Annotated in this window: 19 protein-coding genes; 13 read left to right on the forward strand and 6 right to left on the reverse strand. The window is 73.6% G+C overall.

From position 1 onward, the window contains the following. The first annotated feature begins 158 nt into the window (after positions 1 to 158). The 4 genes from A6A06_RS18725 to A6A06_RS18740 all read left to right on the forward strand — a co-directional run bounded on the left by A6A06_RS18725 (position 159) and on the right by A6A06_RS18740 (position 3,987). Entirely contained in the window at positions 159 to 377 is a 219-nt protein-coding gene (locus tag A6A06_RS18725; RefSeq protein ID WP_073762451.1) for a hypothetical protein, read from the forward strand. A 115-nt stretch (positions 378 to 492) separates the two neighbouring features. Then, positions 493 to 1,668 (forward strand): elongation factor Tu, encoded by a 1,176-nt coding sequence (tuf, locus tag A6A06_RS18730; RefSeq protein ID WP_073762452.1) that lies wholly within the window; start codon positions 493 to 495, stop codon positions 1,666 to 1,668. 273 nt (positions 1,669 to 1,941) lie between these two features. Continuing rightward, positions 1,942 to 2,784 carry a patatin-like phospholipase family protein gene (locus A6A06_RS18735; RefSeq protein WP_079194256.1) on the forward strand — a complete coding sequence of 281 codons (843 nt, stop codon included), beginning with the start codon at positions 1,942 to 1,944 and terminating at the stop codon, positions 2,782 to 2,784. A gap of 411 nt (positions 2,785 to 3,195) precedes the next feature. Continuing rightward, positions 3,196 to 3,987 carry a spermidine synthase gene (locus A6A06_RS18740; protein ID WP_199931084.1) on the forward strand — a complete coding sequence of 264 codons (792 nt, stop codon included), beginning with the start codon at positions 3,196 to 3,198 and terminating at the stop codon, positions 3,985 to 3,987. Positions 3,988 to 3,999: 12 nt separating this feature from the next. Here the strand turns inward: A6A06_RS18740 and A6A06_RS18745 are convergent, their stop codons facing one another. Beyond that, entirely contained in the window at positions 4,000 to 5,346 is a 1,347-nt protein-coding gene (locus tag A6A06_RS18745; RefSeq protein WP_073762454.1) for an MFS transporter, read from the reverse strand. A 173-nt stretch (positions 5,347 to 5,519) separates the two neighbouring features. On the opposite strand from A6A06_RS18745, the gene A6A06_RS18750 reads away from it, so the two are divergent. Then, entirely contained in the window at positions 5,520 to 5,984 is a 465-nt protein-coding gene (locus A6A06_RS18750) for a DUF4442 domain-containing protein (protein WP_073762455.1), read from the forward strand. 338 nt (positions 5,985 to 6,322) lie between these two features. Next, the gene (locus A6A06_RS18755) at positions 6,323 to 6,967 is read left to right on the forward strand and encodes a DedA family protein (protein WP_073762456.1); all 645 of its coding nucleotides are present in this window, start codon (positions 6,323 to 6,325) and stop codon (positions 6,965 to 6,967) included. Between the two features lie 15 nt (positions 6,968 to 6,982). Here the strand turns inward: A6A06_RS18755 and A6A06_RS41800 are convergent, their stop codons facing one another. Beyond that, the gene (locus A6A06_RS41800) at positions 6,983 to 8,857 is read right to left on the reverse strand and encodes an AAA family ATPase (RefSeq protein WP_073762457.1); all 1,875 of its coding nucleotides are present in this window, start codon (positions 8,855 to 8,857) and stop codon (positions 6,983 to 6,985) included. A gap of 321 nt (positions 8,858 to 9,178) precedes the next feature. Between A6A06_RS41800 and A6A06_RS18765 the strand changes: the two genes are divergently transcribed. The 4 genes from A6A06_RS18765 to A6A06_RS18780 all read left to right on the forward strand — a co-directional run bounded on the left by A6A06_RS18765 (position 9,179) and on the right by A6A06_RS18780 (position 12,963). Next, positions 9,179 to 10,204: an alpha/beta hydrolase gene (locus A6A06_RS18765; RefSeq protein WP_073762458.1), complete on the forward strand. Its 1,026-nt coding sequence runs from the start codon at positions 9,179 to 9,181 to the stop codon at positions 10,202 to 10,204. Positions 10,205 to 10,366: 162 nt separating this feature from the next. Then, the gene (locus tag A6A06_RS18770; protein WP_073762459.1) at positions 10,367 to 10,900 is read left to right on the forward strand and encodes a gamma carbonic anhydrase family protein; all 534 of its coding nucleotides are present in this window, start codon (positions 10,367 to 10,369) and stop codon (positions 10,898 to 10,900) included. A 493-nt stretch (positions 10,901 to 11,393) separates the two neighbouring features. Further along, a complete protein-coding gene (ligD, locus tag A6A06_RS18775) occupies positions 11,394 to 12,356 on the forward strand; it encodes a non-homologous end-joining DNA ligase (RefSeq protein WP_073763209.1) in 963 nt (320 codons plus the stop codon). A 307-nt stretch (positions 12,357 to 12,663) separates the two neighbouring features. Next, entirely contained in the window at positions 12,664 to 12,963 is a 300-nt protein-coding gene (locus A6A06_RS18780; RefSeq protein WP_073762460.1) for a hypothetical protein, read from the forward strand. Between the two features lie 202 nt (positions 12,964 to 13,165). Here the strand turns inward: A6A06_RS18780 and A6A06_RS18785 are convergent, their stop codons facing one another. Further along, positions 13,166 to 13,498: an STAS domain-containing protein gene (locus A6A06_RS18785; protein WP_073762461.1), complete on the reverse strand. Its 333-nt coding sequence runs from the start codon at positions 13,496 to 13,498 to the stop codon at positions 13,166 to 13,168. Between the two features lie 58 nt (positions 13,499 to 13,556). Then, complete coding sequence (locus tag A6A06_RS18790) at positions 13,557 to 14,612, reverse strand: Ppx/GppA phosphatase family protein (protein WP_073762462.1); 1,056 nt, start codon at positions 14,610 to 14,612, stop codon at positions 13,557 to 13,559. 278 nt (positions 14,613 to 14,890) lie between these two features. On the opposite strand from A6A06_RS18790, the gene A6A06_RS18795 reads away from it, so the two are divergent. From A6A06_RS18795 to A6A06_RS18805, 3 genes are all read left to right on the forward strand, one after another. After that, a complete protein-coding gene (locus tag A6A06_RS18795; protein ID WP_079194126.1) occupies positions 14,891 to 15,709 on the forward strand; it encodes a GAF and ANTAR domain-containing protein in 819 nt (272 codons plus the stop codon). Positions 15,710 to 15,889: 180 nt separating this feature from the next. Then, a complete protein-coding gene (locus A6A06_RS18800) occupies positions 15,890 to 16,285 on the forward strand; it encodes a DUF2795 domain-containing protein (RefSeq protein ID WP_073762463.1) in 396 nt (131 codons plus the stop codon). Positions 16,286 to 16,414: 129 nt separating this feature from the next. Further along, positions 16,415 to 16,882 carry a DUF5709 domain-containing protein gene (locus A6A06_RS18805; RefSeq protein ID WP_073762464.1) on the forward strand — a complete coding sequence of 156 codons (468 nt, stop codon included), beginning with the start codon at positions 16,415 to 16,417 and terminating at the stop codon, positions 16,880 to 16,882. A gap of 82 nt (positions 16,883 to 16,964) precedes the next feature. Here the strand turns inward: A6A06_RS18805 and A6A06_RS18810 are convergent, their stop codons facing one another. Both A6A06_RS18810 and A6A06_RS18815 read right to left on the reverse strand, forming a co-directional pair. Beyond that, complete coding sequence (locus A6A06_RS18810; protein ID WP_073762465.1) at positions 16,965 to 17,573, reverse strand: flavodoxin family protein; 609 nt, start codon at positions 17,571 to 17,573, stop codon at positions 16,965 to 16,967. Positions 17,574 to 17,713: 140 nt separating this feature from the next. After that, a complete protein-coding gene (locus A6A06_RS18815) occupies positions 17,714 to 18,205 on the reverse strand; it encodes a DUF6328 family protein (protein ID WP_073762466.1) in 492 nt (163 codons plus the stop codon). Positions 18,206 to 18,338: the final 133 nt, after the last annotated feature.

Below are 18,338 nucleotides of genomic sequence, written 5' to 3' on the forward strand. Positions count from 1 at the left end.
AGCAGGTGTATGCGTGATCGCCGGGGGGTGAAGTGGGCTGGGGGGAGAAATGAGGGCAGAGATGCAGGTGGGGCGGCGGGGTAGGGCGGTTCGCGGGGCAACTCGGCCCCGCTGATAAATCGTTCGACGTGCTGCGTACCGCGCGAGATCCTTGGCACATGTTCCGGCAGCCGCACCTCGCGCTCACGTCCGCAGTCGCGGACGCGCCGAAGGCTGTCGTCGACTCCCTCGCGGCCCTGATCGCCGCGATCGGGGCCGAGGCCGACGCGGTGCCGTTCCCCGGCGCCGCCACCGACACCGTCGCAGCAGGCACCGCCCCCGCAGCCGCAGCCGCGGCAGGCACCGCCGTCCCCGCGACCGACGGCGCGCGAAGCTGACCCTCTCCGGATCGACCGGCGAACCCCGCAGGGGGAGGGTCGGTGGGGCTCAGGGGTTCCCACGGCGGCACGTCTCGCCGCCGTACTCACCGCTTTGTCGCGAGGAAGAACAGCCATGCCCAAGACGGCATACGTGCGGACCAAGCCGCACCTGAACATCGGCACCATGGGCCACGTCGACCACGGCAAGACCACCCTGACCGCCGCGATCACCAAGGTGCTCAGCGAGCGGGGCAGCGGCACCTTCGTGCCCTTCGACCGCATCGACCGGGCCCCGGAGGAGGCCGCGCGCGGCATCACCATCAACATCTCGCACGTCGAGTACGAGACCGGCACCCGGCACTACGCCCACGTCGACATGCCGGGCCACGCCGACTTCATCAAGAACATGGTCACCGGCGCGGCGCAGCTCGACGGCGCGATCCTCGTCGTGTCCGCGCTCGACGGGATCATGCCGCAGACCTCCGAGCACGTCCTGCTCGCCAAGCAGGTCGGCGTCCGGTACATCGTCGTCGCGCTGAACAAGGCGGACGCGGGCGACCCCGAGCTGACCGACCTGGTGGAGCTGGAGGTCCGCGAACTGCTGACGGCGCACGGTTACGACGGGGACCACGTACCCGTCGTACGGGTTTCGGGGCTGCGCGCCCTGGAGGGCGACCCGCGCTGGAGCCAGGCCATCGAGGCGCTGCTCGACGCGGTGGACACCTACGTACCGACGCCGGAGCGGTATCGCGACGCGCCGTTCCTGCTGCCGGTGGAGAACGTCCTGACCATCACCGGGCGCGGCACGGTCGTCACCGGCGCCGTCGAGCGCGGCACGGTGCGCGTCGGCGACCGGGTGGCGGTGCTGGGTGCCGACACGGAGACGACCGTGACCGGGGTCGAGACGTTCGGCAAGCCGATGGAGTCGGCCGAGGCCGGGGACAGCGTCGCGCTGCTCCTGCGCGGCCTGCACCGTGACGAGGTGCGCCGGGGGCACGTGGTCGCGGCGCCCGGCAGCGTGACGCCGCGGCGCCGCTTCACCGCCGAGGTGTACGTCCTGTCCACGGAGGAGGGCGGTCGCCGCACCCCGCTCTCCACCGGCTACCGCCCGCAGTTCTACATCCGTACGGCGGACGTGGTCGGCGACGTCGACCTCGGCGAGCGCGGCATCGCCCGGCCCGGCGAGACGGTGACGATGACCGTCGAGCTGGGACGTGACGTCCCGCTGGAGGCCGGGCTCGGCTTCGCCATCCGCGAGGGCGGCAGGACGGTGGGGGCCGGCATGGTCCGCACGGTGGTCGAGGTGTAGGCCGGGGGCCCGGGGGGAGACGGGGACGAGGCTGGGCGGGCGGGGCGGGCGGGTCGGGGTGGGGTCGGGTGACGGGTGTACCGAGTCCGCTCCGGCCCGTGCCGCTCCGGCCCGTCGGCCCGCACCGTTCCGTACCGTCCGGTGTCCGGCGTATCGGGTACGGGGCGGTACGGGCTGCCACACTGCCGTACGTGGCTGCCGTGCGCGGCGTCGGTGCGCACGCGTGTTTCTGGACGGGAAACCGGAGAGGGGACCGCGATGACGGGGACCGCGATGACGGGGACGGCGCTGGTACTGGGCGGCGGGGGCTACACGGGTGTCGGCTGGGAGATCGGGATGCTCGCCGGACTCGTCGAGGCCGGTGTCGGCCTGGCGACGGCCGATGTGGTCATCGGGACCTCGGCCGGTTCGCTCGTGGGTGCCCAGCTCACGTCCGGGCGGCTGACGCCGGACGACCTGTTCGCGCGTCAGCTGGCCCCGGTGACGGGGGAGACCGCGGCGCGTATGGGGGCGCGGGAGCTGGCCCGGTTCGCGTACCTGGCGCTGCGTTCGCGTGACGCCGTGGACTTCGGCGTCCGGATGGGGCGCCTCGCGCTGGGCGCCCGCGCGGCCACGGGCCCCGGCCGCCGCGACGCCATCGCGCGGCGCCTGGTCAGCCACGACTGGCCGGCGCGACGGCTGATGATCACCGCGGTGAACGCGGCGACCGGGCAGCGGACGGCCTTCGACGACACGAGCGGGGTGGAGCTGGTCGACGCGGTGAGCGCGAGCTGTGCGGTCCCCGGCGTGTGGCCGCCGGTGCGCATCGGCGGGAGGTGGTGGATCGACGGGGGCGTGCACTCCAGCGCCAACGCGGACCTCGCCGCCGGGTACGGCCGGGTCGTCGTCCTGGCGCCGATAGCGTCCGGCGGCGGGCCCGTCGCCACCGCACGGTCGCAGGGGGCGGCCCTGGCGCGGCGCGGCGCCCGGGTGTGCGTCCTGGTCCCGGACCGCGCGGCCCGCGCCGCCTTCGGCCGCAACGTCCTGGACCCGGCGAAACGCGCCGACGCGGCCCGCGCCGGACGCCGTCAGGCAGCGGCGCACCTGAAGGAGGTCGCGTCGGTGTGGGGGGAGTGAGACGGGAGAGACGGGAGAGACGGGTGGGGAGGAAGCGGGAGGAAGTAGGAGGAGAGGGAGGGGCGGGCGCGGGCCGGTGTGCGGCCGGTCCGGGAGGGGCGCCGGGCGGCTGCGGACCGGCACAATAGGACGGTGGACGAAGCAGCCGAGCAGATACCGGGTACGCCGGTCGAGGGCGGGGCGGCCGAGCCGGCCCCCGGCGTGATCGCCCCACGCGCCCCGGCCCCGGCGGCAGCACCGGCGCAGCCCGTACCCGTACCCGTGCCGCAGTCCGTGCCCGTGCCGGAGCCCGTACCTGTATCGGAGCCCGTACCCGTACGGCAGTCCGTACCTGTACCGGAGGCCGTACCCGATCCGGCGCCCGACCCCGTCCCCATCACCCGCACCGTCGACTGCGGTATCGCCAAGCTGATGCCCGACGTGGACCGTCCGCGCGCCTGGCTGCTGACCGTGGACGGCGCCCCGCAGTCGTACGTCGATCTCGACGCGCCGACCGACCTGGAATTCGAGTACGCCCGACGGCTCGCGGCCGTTCTGGACACGGCCGCCGACCCCGCCGAGCCGCTCGACGTGCTGCACCTCGGCGGCGGGGCGCTGACCCTGCCGCGCTACCTCGCCGTGACCCGCCCCGGTTCCCGCCAGGACGTCGTCGAGGCCGACCGGGGGCTGCTCGCGTTGGTCGCCGAGCAGCTGCCGCTGCCCGCGGACTGCGGCATAGCGGTGCGGGCCGAGGACGCCCGTGCGGCTCTGGAAGCGGCGCCGGAGCACAGCGCGGACGTGATCGTGGCGGACGTCTTCGGCGGCTCGCGGGTGCCCGCGCACCTGGCCTCGGTCGAGTACGCGCGGGCCGCCGCCCGCGTCCTGCGCCCGCACGGCATCTACGCGGCGAACCTCGCCGACAGCGCGCCCTTCGGCTTCCTGCGGGCCCAGCTCGCGAACCTCGCCACCGTGTTCGGCCACCTCTGTGTGATCGCCGAACCCGCGGTACTGCGCGGCCGCCGTTTCGGCAACATCGTGCTGGTCGCGTCCCGCGCGGAACTGCCCCTCACCCAGCTGGCCCGGCGCGCCGCCGCCGACGTGTTCCCCGCGCGGGTCGAGCACGGGGCCGCGCTCCGGCGGCTGATCGGCGACGCCGTGCCCGTGCGCGATGCGCAGGCCGTACCGTCACCCCGCCCGCCGGACGGGGCCTTCAGCATCGGCTGAACCGGCGGGTGGCTACTCCGAGCCTTGCAGGACCGGGCCTTCCGAGGGCGGGCCTTCCGTGACCGAACCTTTCGGGCCCGGAGCCGGTGCGCCGGAGGACGCGGGGACGGGGGAGGGCCTGCGCGCCAGCCGCCGTACGTCCCGTACGCACAGGACGGCGGCCGTCAGCAGCGCGATCAGCGCGGAGCAGCCCCACAGCGCGGCGGGCCGTCCGATGAGGTCCTGGACGGGCCCGGCCAGCGCGGTGGCCATCGGAGTGATCGCCAGCGAGCCGAACCAGTCGTACGACGAGACCCGGGAGAACTTCTCCTCCGGTATCTCCTGGTGCAGCGCCGTCATCCACAGGACGCCGAACACCTCGATGGCGATGCCCGTACCGAACATGACCAGCACCAGGACGGTGACCGGCACCGGCACGGCGAGTGCCGCCGAGGGCAGGGCGAGCGGGAAGACGCACAGGATGCCGGTGAGCAGGATCCGGCGCGGCTTGATCCGCATCATGAGCAGCGCGCCGCCGACCGTGCCCGCGCCGAAGGCGGCCAGCGCCAGGCCCCACGGCCGGGGGCCGCCCAGGTGCTCCTCGGCGACCATCGGCCCGTACACCGCCTCGGCCGCCACCACCACGGCGTTGACGACCGCGAACTGTCCGACCACGGCCCACAGCCAGGGCCGGGAGACCACCTCGTGCCAGCCGTCGCGCAGGTCCTTGAGGAGGCCGGCCGTGGGCACGCGCCCGGGGATGTGGCTGACGTCGAGGAAGGCGCGCAGCGCGCCCGCGACGGCGAAGGCGGCGGCGTCGACGGCCAGGACCCAGCCGGGTCCGACGGCGGCGACCAGGGCGCCGCCGAGCGCGGCGCCGCCGATGTTCGCGCCGTTCATGCTCATCCGGAAGAAGGCGAAGGCCCGGTTCGAGTGCTCACCGGAGACGCTGGACAGCACCATCCCCTCGGAGGCCGGCGCGAAGAACGCCTGGCCGGTGCCGCCGAGGGCGGCCAGCACCGCCATCTGCCACAGCCGTGCCTCCCCGGTCAGCACGAGGACGGCGAAGGCGCCCTGCGAGACGCAGCTGAGCGCGTTCGCGGCGACCATGACGCGGTGGCGCGGCAGCCGGTCGGCGACCGCGCCGCCGATCAGCAGGAAGACGACGAGCGGGACCGTGCGGGCCGTGGCGACCAGGCCGACGTCGGTGGCCGACCCGCCCGCGCCGAGCACCGCGAACGCCGCCGCGATCAGTGAGCCGGCGCTGCCGAGGTTGGCGACCACGGCGGCGGAGGTCAGCAGGGTGTAGTTGCGCCCGGCCCAGGCCGGGCGGCGGGGGCCGCGTATGCCGTCGCGGTCGTCCGCGCGGCCGGTCAGCACGGCCGCACCGGGGTGCGCCACGGGACCGCGTGCCGCGCGGGATACGGGTTCTGCTCGCCTCCGGGCGGCTGCTGACCTGGCCACATGAGCCACCACGATAAGCGTCCGGGTGTACGGGCCGGAAGGCCGGGCGGGTCTTCCCCCGGGAAGCTACTCATAGGTAACATGCCGCCATGTCCTCCGAGACCAAGCCGTCGATCGGCGAAATGATGGCGGCCACCGTGCCGATGGCCCGTACGCTCAACCTCGAATTCACCGAGACCACCCCCGCGCGGGCCGTGGTCCGGCTGCCCGACCAGGCGGATTACCACAACCACGTCGGCGGACCGCACGCCGGCGCGATGTTCACACTCGCCGAGTCGGCCAGCGGCGCAATCGTGCTCGCGGCCTTCGGCGACCAGCTCTCGCGGGCCGTGCCGCTCGCCGTACGGGCCGAGATCGGCTACAAGAAGCTGGCCATGGGCCCGGTCACCGCCACCGCCGAGATCGGCCGCCCGGTCGCCGAGATCGTCGCCGAGCTGGACGCGGGGGAGCGGCCGGAGTTCCCGGTGAACGTCTCCATCACCCGGGAGGACGGCGCGGTCACCGGCGAGATGACCATCGTGTGGACGCTGCGTCCGAACAACCCCGCCGCGTAGGGCGCTGAGCGCCCTCGACCGCGGAGCGCACGCAAAATCATCCGGGCCGAGGCAACTCCACGCCGCCGGGGCGCGTCTCGTACAGAGAGTTCGTATGGAGCACTCGCGTACGGAGAATCGGCCCGGTCGCCGGCCCGCCGACCCGTGTGTCACACCGGCCCGTCGCGCACGTCGCGGCGGGCCGGGGCCGTGACGCCGGACAGCGGGGCGGCCCGCGGAGATCGAGTAGGCTTCCCGGGCGCGCGAGCGCGGGGGAATCGCGATCATCGACGGCGTCGCCGGACGCCGGGCGGCGGCCCACGGGGGCCCTACACCTAGTGGAGGATGCGGCGTTGCAGATGGAGTGGCTGGAGACGGTACCGGCCGTGAGCGTGTACCTCCTGGTGGGGGTGGTCATCGGCCTGGAGAGCCTCGGCATTCCGCTGCCCGGTGAGATCGTCCTGGTGAGCTCGGCGCTCCTCGCCGCGACGCAGGACCACATCGATCCGCTGGTCCTGGGCGCCTGCGCGTCCGCCGGCGCGATCATCGGGGATTCCATCGGCTATCTGATCGGCCGCAAGGGCGGACAGCCGCTGGTCAACTGGGCCGGGCGCAAGTTCCCGAAGCACTTCGGGCCCGACCAGGTGGCGATGGCCGAGGAGAAGTTCGACAAGTGGGGCATGTGGGCGGTCTTCTTCGGCCGCTTCATCGCCCTGCTGCGCATCTTCGCCGGTCCGCTCTCGGGTGTGCTGAAGATGCCGTACTGGAAGTTCCTGATCGCCAACGTGCTCGGCGGTGTCGTCTGGGCCGGTGGCACGACCGCGCTGATCTACTACGTCGGTGTCGTCGCCGAGTCCTGGCTCAAGCGGTTCTCCTGGCTGGGGCTGGTGGCCGCGGCACTGTTCGGCATCGGTTCGTTCGTCGTGATGAAGCGGCGTGCGACGAAGGCGGCGGCGAAGCGTGCGGCGTCCGCGGCCAAGCCGGCCGACGCGATGGCGGAGTGACGGTCGGGCGTACCGTCAGGTGACATGGTGCCCGCAGCGGGCCCCCGGGAGGGGACCGCTGCGGGTTTCGCTTTGTACGGCGGAGGCTGTTTGTGCGGCCGAGGTCGTTTGTACGGCGGAGGTCGCTTGTGCGGCGGAGGCCGCGACGGTGCCGCACCCCCTGGTGGTGGCGCCGGCCGCGGCGGCTGCCGGTCCGGGGGCGGGACCGCTCGCCGGTCCCGGCGCGGCCAGGGCGATGGCCAGCAGGACCTGGCTGTGCGCGGGCCCGGGGCCGTACCAGGCGTCCTGCCACGCGTGCCCGGCCGCCCGCCGCAGGCAGGCGACGGCGGTACGGGTGTCCGCGCGCCGGAGCGCGAGTACGCCGCGGGCGTGCGCGACGCGGGCCAGCGTGTCCGGATCGGCGTGCCGGGCGGCCGCCCGCCCGGCACGGTCGAGCAGGGCCTCGGCGGTGCGGTGGGCGTGGTCCTGCGCGGCGAGCCAGCCCGCCAGCCACAGGGCGCGGGCCCGTACGGCGGTGTCGTCCCGGGAGCGCCGCAGCAGCCGGGCCAGGTGGGCGCGCCCCTCGCGCCGCCGACCGCAGACGGCCCACCGGAACCACAGCGAGACGGCGATGTCCAGCGCGGTGAGGGCGTCGTCCGCGTCCTGCGGGGGCCGGGTCAGCGCCGCGTGCAGGTTGTGCCGCTCGGCCTCCACCAGACGGACGGCCACCCGGCGGTCGGGGCCCTGCCAGGCGACCTGCGCCTCGGCGGCGAGCGCCGCGCAGGCCATCCGGAAGGCGCGCAGCGTCGTGGCCTCCTCGCCCGCCGCCCGGACCCGGGCGAGGCCGACGGCACGGGCCGCGGCGGACAGGCGGTAGCGGGGGGTGGACAGCGGCCGGGCGGAGGCGGAGGGGGAGGGGGCGGCGGAGGCGAAGGGGGCGGCGGCACCGGGCGCTGAGCCTGGTCCGGAACCGGGCGCTGAGCTTGGTCCGGAACCGGGCGCGGGGCTTGGGCCGGAATCGGACGTGGGGCTTGGGCCGATGCCCGGTTCCGGCCGTACCCGGGCGAGGACGGCTGCCCTGCTCAGGCGTTCGAGGGCAGCCTCGACCTCTTGAGCAGGAACGTCACTGCTGCTGCCGACGCATCCGGCCAGCCAGCCGTCGAAGTCCCCGGGAAGAACGGACAGCCGCGCCCACACCAGCCGGTCGGCCGGATCGCACGGCTCGCCGACGGCGTCACACGGCGGCCCGCCGCCCGACGCCTCAAGGAACGGCGCCACGGGCAACGGAGCCACGAGCCACGGAGCCATGGGCAACGGAGCCCCGAGCAACGGCACTACGGGCAACCGCCGCACCGCGAACACACGCTCCGCGCCGAGCCCCAGTGGCCGCCGCGCGGTGGCCACGATCCGCAGTCCGGCCCGTGGTCCGGCCCGTGGTCCGACCCGTGGTCCGGCCTGCGTCCCGGCTTGCGCGGAGGGCCCCGGCCGGGTCGTCGCGCCCCTGCCTCCCCCCGGCCCGGTACGCAGCAACTGCCGCACCAGCCACGCACACGCACCGGCCATCGGATCGCAGTCGTCCAGCAGGACCGTCAGGCCCTGCCGGGCACAGTGGGCGGCAAGCGCCTCCGGCGGTGTGCCGGGTGGCAGGCCCGCCGCCCGGTTCAGGGCCGCGGCCACACCCGTTTCGTCCACTTCCTCCCGGCAGCCGACCCGCACGAAGCCGCCGCCGAGGTGGCCGCCGTCCCGCGCGGCCGCTTCCAGGGCGGCGCGGGCCAGTGTGCTCTTCCCCACGTTCGCGGGGCCGGTCACGGTCACCAGCGGCGTCCGGGCGAGCAGCCCGCGCAGTGCGCTGAGTTCCGCGGCGCGCCCCGTAATCCCGGGCGGTGGCGGGTCTTCGGCCCCTGCGCTCATCGATCACCCCGTCCGTGACGCCGCCTCGTGCCGCGCTGTCGCCCGTCGGAAAAACACGATGCCCAGAGCCGGTGCGCGAATCAACCACATCCCGGCATACCGATCGAGGGAACCTGAACCCGCCTGTTCGACATCCATAAACCTGGAGGCGCACGACGGCGTGCGCGACCGTGACGCCGTCGTAAGGGGGCGGTCGGACCGGGTCCCTGGGGGAGCCGGGGGCGGCCGGCCGGCGGATCTTATTCTGGTGTCTTTCGCCTGAAGCGGCGGAGGTGGTGCCCGCCGCCCCGCCGGACATGAGTCTGCAAGGAGTTCGTCCCGATGAAGCGCCTGCGTACCAGTACCGCGGCCGTCGCCGCGGTGAGTCTGATGGCGATGGGGCTCGTGGCCGGCTGCGGTACCAAGGACCGGGACGAGGTCGACGCCTCCCATGTGCCGCAGCTGCGCTCGCAGGCGCGCGAGGCGAGCAGCGGTATCGCCAAGGTCGTCCAGCCCACCGGGCCGCGTTCGCACTTCGTGACGCAGCGCACCACGGGCGACGACGGCACCAAGATAGTCAAGACCCGCTGGCACGGGAAGAAGTCCGGGTTCACCGGCGACATATGGTCCTGGGTGCCGCCGCAGTACAACCAGCCCCAGTACGCCAAGAGCGGTTTCCCGGTCCTCATAGCGCTGCCCGGCGCGTACGGGTACCCGGACAACTACTGGATCGGCGGTGACTTCAAGCTGGAGGAGAAGATCGCCGAATGGTCGCAGTCCGGCAAGACGCTGCCGTTCATCCTGGTGATGCCGGTCCTGAACCCGAAGAAGAAGTACCACGACGGCAGTGACATTCCCGGTCAGCCGAAGATGGGCACCTGGCTGACGGAGGACGTCCCGGCCTTCGCCCGCGCCAACTACCGCACGTACGACAGCCGCGACGGCTGGGCGTTCATGGGCTCCTCGTCCGGCGGTTTCGCGGGCCTGAAGGCCGTACTGAAGCATCCGAAGCAGTTCAAGGCGGTCATCGCCAACGGGCCGGACACCGTGCCGGACTCGCCGATGTGGAAGGGGCACCTCGCGGCGAAGCGCGCCAACGATCCGCGCCTGCTGGCCGAGCAGCTCAAGGCCAGGGGCGGTCCGGAGGTCTACCTCGCCTTCGAGCTGGGTTCGAAGGAGGAGGCGGTGCCGTACGTGAAGAAGTTCATCCGGGAGCACACCGGCGGCCCGATCCACCACACGCTGTTCGAGATACCCGACGGCAAGCACAGCGGCCACACGTACATCCAGCGGATGCCGGAGTCGCTGCACTGGATCAGCGAGCAGATGCTCGGCCCGGTGCCGATGGAGGCCCGGCCGCAGTCCTGACCCCCCTGGAGGTCCGGTCGCAGTCCTGACCCCTTGCAGGTCCGGCCGCAGTTCTCTCTCCCATTACCTTCTTGGTGGCCCCGCAATGGGGCGCCCGGGGGCCGGTCGCCTACTGTGCCCTCAGGCGCGAACCCGAACGGTCCGGCAACGAGGAGTACGGCAATGGAGCAGCGAGCACTGATCGCGGGCGTGGGCGGCAAGGAACCGGCGGTCGACCCCGCGGCCTTCACGGCGCCGACCTCCGTCGTCGTCGGTGACGTCACCCTCGGGCCGGGCGCCGGTGTCTGGTACCACGCGGTGCTGCGCGCCGACTGCGGCCCGATCGTGCTGGGCGCGGACAGCAACATCCAGGACAACTGCACCGTGCACGTCGACCCCGGTTTCCCCGTGACGGTCGGTGAGCGGGTCTCGGTGGGGCACAACGCCGTCCTGCACGGCTGCACGGTCGAGGACGACGTACTGATCGGTATGGGCGCCACCGTCCTCAACGGCGCGCAGATCGGCGCCGGGTCGCTGGTCGCGGCGCAGGCGCTCGTACCGCAGGGGATGCGGGTGCCGCCGGGGTCGCTGGTCGCCGGTGTGCCCGCCAAGGTCAAGCGTGAGCTGACCGAGGAGGAGCGTGACACCATCCGGCTCAACGCCACGATGTACGTCGAGCTGGCGAAGAGCCACCGGGCGGTGGCGGAGGAGCGCTGAGTGTGCGCGCCGGGCTCCTCTGGAAGCAGACCGCGACATTGCGGTCGTAGTTCACCTTCACGTTGATGTCCGCGCAGCGGCCGGTGGTGCGCGCCCAGCCGAAGTCGTCGGGCCACTGGGCCTGGTTGGCGCCGTCGAACTTCGCCTTGTACGACACGGCGCCGCCGAAGCAAGTGGCCCGCACGCTCGTCGGCGGCGTGGCAATTGCGGGCCATGACCGAGGGAAGCTCTCAACGTAGCTGCGTGGAGCCGTGGTTGACCATCGCGTACCAGCCGAAGCCGGACACGTGGTTGATGCCGTGAACGTTCGGGAATGTGGACGGCGTCCGGGAATGTGGACGGTGTCCAGGTTGTGCACGGTGGTGCCGGGGCGTTCAAGGGCTGTCCGGTGGCCGGGCAGCGGGCCGTTCACTGGCTGTGCGGTGGCCGGACGCTGGACCGTTCAGGGGCTGTCCGGTGGCCGGGTGCCGGACAGCGGCCGATCATCGAGGGCATGGTCCCGCCCGCCGTACCGCCCGACCTCAGGCCCATGCTGGCCACCCCCGGTCCGCTGCCCGCCGCCGGGGAGGAGGGGGAGTGGGCGTTCGAGGCGAAGTGGGACGGGGCGCGGTGTCTGGCCGACGCGCCGGGTGACGGGACGCTGCGGCTGGTCACCCGGGCGGGCAACGACGCGACGGCGACCTACCCCGAGCTGGCGCCGCTCGGTGAACACCTGCGGGACCGGCCCGCGGTCCTCGACGGCGAGGTGGTCGCCCTGGACGCCGGAGGGCGGCCGGACTTCGGGCTGCTGCAGCGCCGGATGGGCGTCACGAACCGGCGCCGCGCGGCCGCCCTGGCCGGGGACCACCCGGTCCACCTCGTCCTGTTCGACGTGCTCTCCCTCGACGGGCGGCCGCTGCTGGAACTGCCGTACGTGGAACGCCGCGCCGCCCTGTCCGGGCTGCGGCTCGGCGACGGGCCGCACTGGTCGGTCCCGGCGTACGTCACCGGCCACGCGCGGGCGACCTGGGAGGTGACCCTGGACGCCGGCTTCGAGGGGGTCGTCGCCAAACGGCTGACGTCGCGCTACGCCCCCGGCGTCCGGTCGTCCGAGTGGCGCAAGACGAAGCACCTGGTGACCCTCGACGTGGTCATCGGCGGTTGGACGGAGGGCCGTGGCGGCCTCGCCGGGCTGCCCGGTGCCGTACTGGCGGGAGTGGACGAGCCGGACGGGCTGCGGTACGTCGGCTCCGTGGGGTCGGGGCTCTCCGGCCGCGAACGGCGGGAACTCGCCGGATATCTGGAGGTCGTACGGCGGGACACCACACCCTTCGTGAACCCGGTCGACGTGCCGGGCGCGCACTGGGCGGAGCCGCGGCTCGTCGCCGAAGTCACCTTCTCCGGCTGGACCACGGCCGGCCGCCTCCGGCAGCCGACCTGGCACCGGCTGCGCCCCGACCTCACCCGCCTGGACTGATGCCTGATGCCTGATGCCCGATGCCCGATGCCTGGCGCCTGGCGCCTGGCACGGACGGGGTGCCGCCGCAAGTCGCCGAGCTGTGCCCCGGCGGGCGTGGCGAGCGGACCGGAGGCCGGATGCGCCGCGCTGACCTGCGCGTTCCGCGGTCGGCAGGCGCCGGGGCGGCCGGGCTGAAAAACCGTCGCGCGCGGGACCGGTGGAGTGGTCGCCGTCACCCGGTGGTTTGCCGTGCCGCCGCAGGGTGACCCGTCAGACGACGTAAAGCTCCAGCCAGCGTGTACGACCGGCAAGGAAGGGAGCGGCCATGCCCTTGCTCGCCGCCCTCTGGCCTCTGGCGATGCTCGGACTCGTGATTGCCCTGGGCCGGTACGAAGACGTCATGCTCCGCCCCCGCCGACCTCGTCAGCCACCGCCGGCCGAGCCACCGGCCACGACCGCCCACGGGCGGCAGTACGGCAGGCCGGGCCCGTACGGCCGGGCCGCCTCCATCGACCGCTTCCGGCACTCCTCGCCCCTGACCCGGCTCCCCGCCCACCCGGTGGTCTTCAAAGCCGGTGTACGCCGGCGGCTTCCGCACCGCCACGATCACCGGCCTTCCTCCTGACCCGGCGGGTGGCCGGGAGCGGGGAGCGGCGCCGGCGGCTGTGTTCTCAACCGGCCCGGCGCCTGCCTTCCGGCGGCCGCTTGCGGAAGGCTGGGAGACGGGTAACTCACCGCCCCGTTCGGTAAACACCCCTTTTGTGTGACGGCTGGGATCAGGCGCTCCGCACCGTCAGGACGCGTCGGGTTCGCGTCGTTCCGGGCGCCTACGCCGCGGCGAGCGCGTCTGCCAGCGAGCTGTGCACCGGGATGGTGCGGTGCACCCCGGTGAGCCGGAACGCCTTGCGGACCATGGGCCGGTCCGCGGCCACGCTGAGCGTCACGCCGTGCTCCCGCGCGGTCCGCTGGCAGCTCAGGAGGGTTTGCAGTCCGGCCACGGTGATGATGGGGGCGCGCAGGTCGATGACGACCCCGTTGGCGGCGGGCGCGCGCAGCAAGTCCTCCAGACCGGCGGCGACCTGGCCGGTGTTGGCGATGTCGATGATCTCGGGAACCTCGATCACGAGGCGGTCGGCGATGTGATAGTTCGACAGGTACATGATGACTCCGGCACGGGACGTGACACGCCCCGTGTGGTTTCGGCATGGATGGGAAAGGTCAGTTCCGGGATGAGTCGCCCGGCGTCCGGCCGAGCGACAGGCGGCGCGGCACGCGCGGTGAAGTGCCGGTGCCGGGTGCGGGATCGGCCCCGGCGTTCGCGAGCCGGAGCGCGGGGCCCGGCCACCAGTCGTGTCCGCCCTGCTCCAGATGGCGCAGCAGCACGCCCTCGCGCAGCCCCCACGGGCAGATGGCGACCCGGTCGATGCCCATGCTTTTCATCGCCTGGTGGGCGACGACGGCGCCGGCCGGCGCCTGACGGCAACGGGCGGCCGAGATGCCCGGCAGTTCCGCCCGCTCGGCCGCGGTGAGCGCCGACAGCTGCCGCACCGCCTCCTTGAGGTCGGTACGGGCCAGCCGGCGCGCCACGAACGGGCCGTCGCGGCCGGGCGCCGCCCCGCACAGCCGGGCCAGCTGCTGGAACATCCGGGACGTGGCCACCACGGTGTGCGGCTCCTCCCAGCGCACCCGGGCCGCCACGTCCTTGAGCGAGGTGCGCACGTACCCGCGCAACTCGCGCAGCGCCTCGGGGCGAGGGCGACCCTTGCCCGGCAGGAACTCCCGGGTCAGCCGCCCCGCACCCAGGGGAAGGGAGAAGGCGAAGTCCGGCAGGGCACCCCGGCCGAACGCGACCTCCAGCGAGCCCCCGCCGATGTCCAGCAGCGCCATCGGACCGGCCTGCAGCCCGACCCAGCGGCGCGCCGCGCGGAACGTCAGCTCCGCCTCCACCTCGCCCGGCAGCACCGCCAGCCGCATCCCGCTCCCGGCGCGTACCGTCTCCAGCACCTCGTCGCGGTTGGCGGCGTCCCGGACCACCGCCGTGGCGTAGGCGAATAGCCGGTCGCAGCGCCACCGGCCCGCCTGCTCCCTGGCCTGCGCCACCGCCGCGGCCAGGCGCCGCGCCGCTTCGGGAGGCACCGTCCCGTCCGTGGTCACGTGCTCGGCCAGGTGGACCGGACCCTTCAGGGAGTGCGCGGGCAGCGGTACGCCGCCGACCACTTCGCTGATGAGCAGGTGTACGGAGTTCGAACCGGCGTCGAGGACGGCTAAGCGCATGCCGGTGCGGGTACCCCTTGCGGCCTGTTTCAGCGCCTGTGCCCCAGGGTGGCCGGTCCACACCGGACGGCCCGCACCGGCCGGTCAGTACCGGTCGGCCTTTCCGCACACCGGACGGGCCTTCCGCGCACCGGAAGGCCGCCCCGCACGCCAGGCGGGCTCCGGGACCGCCGCTGCCCGCGCAGCGCCCCGGCGCGGTCCGTCGGCCGCGCGCCCCGGTGCACGCCTGCGCCCCGGCCGGGAGCTTGCGGGGCCCGTTCCGGGATACCCGGGGAGGCATGTCCGGGGCGGCATACCCGCCCCACGACCGGCAGCCGCTGGACGGCCTGCCGAAGGGAGCACCCGTCATGTCACCGTCCGACCGGGAAGACCGGGAAGAACTGCTGATCACCGCCCTGCTGGAACTCGCCGACCCGGCCGGTGAACAGGACGGGTCCGGGCCCGTGGAGCGCCTGGCCGAGCACTGCCTGCGGCTCCCGGGCGTGCAGGCGGGCGGCGTGCTGCTGGGGCGCGACCGGGAGCAGCCCGCGCTGGCGGTGGGCTTCGGCGACGCCGCCGCCCGGCTGGAGCGGGTCCAGGTCGAACTCGACGAGGGCCCCTGCCGGGACGCCTGGCGTACGGGGGAGAGCCTGACCGACGTACCGCTGCGCCATCCGGGCTGCCGGGACCGCTGGCCGCACTTCACCGCCCGCGCGCTGGACGAGGGCTTCAGCGCGACCACCGCCCTGCCGGTGCGCTACCGGGCCCGGCGGCTGGGTGCCCTCAACCTCTTCCACCAGCACCGGGCACTGACTCGTAGGGCAGTGACACTGGGGCAGGCGCTGGCCGACGCCGTGGCCATCGGACTGGCGTACCGGAAGGACCTGAACGGGCTCAGGGACCGGGCCGGACAGCTCCAGAGCGCCCTGGACAGCAGGATCGTCATCGAGCAGGCCAAGGGCGCGCTCGCCGAGCGCCTGGGCCGTACGCCCGACGACGCGTTCGTGCTGATGCGCGGCTACGCCCGCGCGCACCAGCGCAAGCTGACCGAGGTCGCCCGCCAGGTCATCGCCGGACCGGCCGGCTCCGGCCCGTTCGCGCGGCCCGGGACCGGCTGATCCGCTCGCACGGCGGGGGACCGGTTGATCCGCCCGGGGCGTGTGTTCCCCCGTTCGCTCTCGGCTTCAGGCCGTTTCGCGACCGGGCCGTCGGGCACTCCGTACCGCATGGCACGGGAGGGACCGGACGTGCGGGGCGGGGACGGAACGACAGCAGTGAGTTCTGGAGGCAGAAAAGCAATGGATCACGGTACGAACAAGGCAGGCCCGGCCCGGGACGACATGATGAAGAAGGAACTTCAGGGCGAATTGAAGGCCGATCGTGCCCTGCGTGCCGCGGAGGACCACGAACTGGAGCCGTCGGGCGAGGACCAGCCCGCGGTGAGCCGCACCGCCGGTACCCCCACGCCGGGCAGCGTTCCGGACGGTATGACACCGCAGGCCGTGGAAGTCCGTACCGAAATGGCCCAGCACCTGAGCCGCAGTCTGTACCCGGCAGATCGCGACACCATCATCAGCACACTCCGGCAGAACAACGCCCCGGACCGGCTGGTCGCACTGGCCCAGCGCCTTCCGGAGAACGAGCGGTACGAGAACGCGCAGCGCATCGTGGAGTCACTGGGGCTCACCCGGTAGCGGCGCACCGCGACCGCGGAGCACCCGAACGACCGTCACCGACGTCGCCGGAGAACGCCCGGCACGGCGGGCCCGACGAGCGGCCCGCCGCGGGCGAGGAGCCGGCACCGCGCTGGAAAGAGAGCTGTCATGTCCGATGAAGCGATGGGGGACGAGGTCTACCAGCCGTCCGCGTCCGACACCGAGACACCGTCCGGCGAACCCGACATGGAAGACGCTCTCGACGAGCCGGACTACGACGACATGCTGGACCAGGGCTACTCGCCGCCCGAGAAGCCCCTTGCGGTGAACCGGAAGGGCACCACCGCGAACGAGCAGCGCGAGGGCGAGAGCCTCGACGAGCGGCTCGCCGAGGAGGAGCCGGACGTCGAACCGCCGGACGGCGACGGCATCGGCGACCAGCAGGACGCCGCGGGCGAACCCGTCGACGGCCAGGTGGGCGACGAGCGCGCCGGACGGATGACCGGCACCGACGAGGGCGACGCGCTGCGGCTGCGCAACGACGAGATCGGCCGCGACGTCGGCATCGACGGCGGGGCGGCGTCCGCGGAGGAGGCCGCGGTACACATCGTCGACGATCCCGACCTCTCGCGCTGAGAGCCGCCGGGCGTCACGTGCCCGTGCCGGGAAGGTGGCCTCGCGCGGCGCCCGGCAGCCGCCCGTACCCGACCCGCCGCCGTCAGGAGGACGACGGCGGGTAGGCGTACTGGCGCAGCAGCCGTACCAGGTGTACGGCGTTCACCGCGAGGGTGCGCGTCGTGGCGGCCACGGTTTCCGGGGGCTCGTCCAGGTCCTGGTAGTCCGTGCCGTGCTGTGCTTCGCCCACCCAGTACGTGACGGCGTTGGGCGCGAGGGAGAAGCCGAGGTCGTTCAGGCCCTGGAAGAGGTCGGCGCTGACCTTGTGGGCGCCGTCCTCGTTGCCGACGACGGCGACGGCACCGGCCTTGCCGTACATCAGCTGCCGCCCCTGCGCGTCGGTTTCGGAGATGTCGGCGTTCATCCGCTCCAGCACCCGCTGGCACAGGCTGGACGGGTGGCCGAGCCAGATCGGGGTGGCCAGGAGCACGATGTCGGCCGCCAGGATCTTCTCGCGCAGCCCCGGCCAGGCGTCCCCGTCACCCAGGTCCACGGCGACGCCGGGACGGACGTCGTGGTCGGCGACGCGTACGGACTCGCACTGCGCGCCGAGGCCGCCGAGTTCGGCCAGTACCTGGTCCGCCAGCAGCTGGCTGCTGGAGCGGGTGGGGGAAGGGTGCAGGGTGCAGACCAGCGCCAGGGCCCGGATCATGGCAGCTCCTCAGGAATCGGCAGGGCGTGAGACGCCGCGGTGCCCCGGTCACCGTGGTGTGGACGGTATCCCGGGTGCCCGCGTGCCGCCGTTCGACACGGGGGGCCGGAGGGGGGCCGGACGCCGCGGTGCGGCAGCGCTCACTTGCCGCCCGCGTACCGGCGCCGGGCCCAGGCGGGCAGCGCGAACCAGCACAGCAGGAACCACGCGACCAGGGCGGAGACGATCCACGGGACGGCGCTGTCGTGCAGCGCGACGCGCAGGATCAGCAGGAACGCCGAGATGATGGTGGCGAGCAGCAGGACGATGCCGACGATGGTCAGCCGGGACGCCCAGGTGACCGTCTGGGCCTTCAGGTGCCGCCCGGTGACGAGCCGGTGGAAGGCCACCGGCCCGATGAGGGCGCCGTTGGCGGCCGCGCCCAGGCACAGCGTCACCACGTAGATCGCCCTGTCGATGGGCAGCAGGGTGACGAAACGGGGGGTGAAGACGACGGTGAGCAGGAAGCCGAAGAGGATCTGCACGCCGGTCTGGGCCACCCTGACCTCTTGCAGCAGCTCGTTCCACCGCCGGTCGGCCCGCTCCTCGGCCGACTCGTGACGGCCGTCGGCAGCCTGCGCGGCGGGTTCCATGTCCCAACGATAGGCGGGCCGCCGGGCACTGTCCCGTCGGCGCCGGTCCGCCGCCGCGCGGAGCCGCGGCCCGCCGGTGGGGTGAAGATCACAGGGGGCGGCGGGGCGGGCGGCGCACCGGCCTGAGTACGGT

This window comes from Streptomyces sp. CB02923 (assembly GCF_001905005.1).
Classification (GTDB): Bacteria; Actinomycetota; Actinomycetes; order Streptomycetales; family Streptomycetaceae; genus Streptomyces.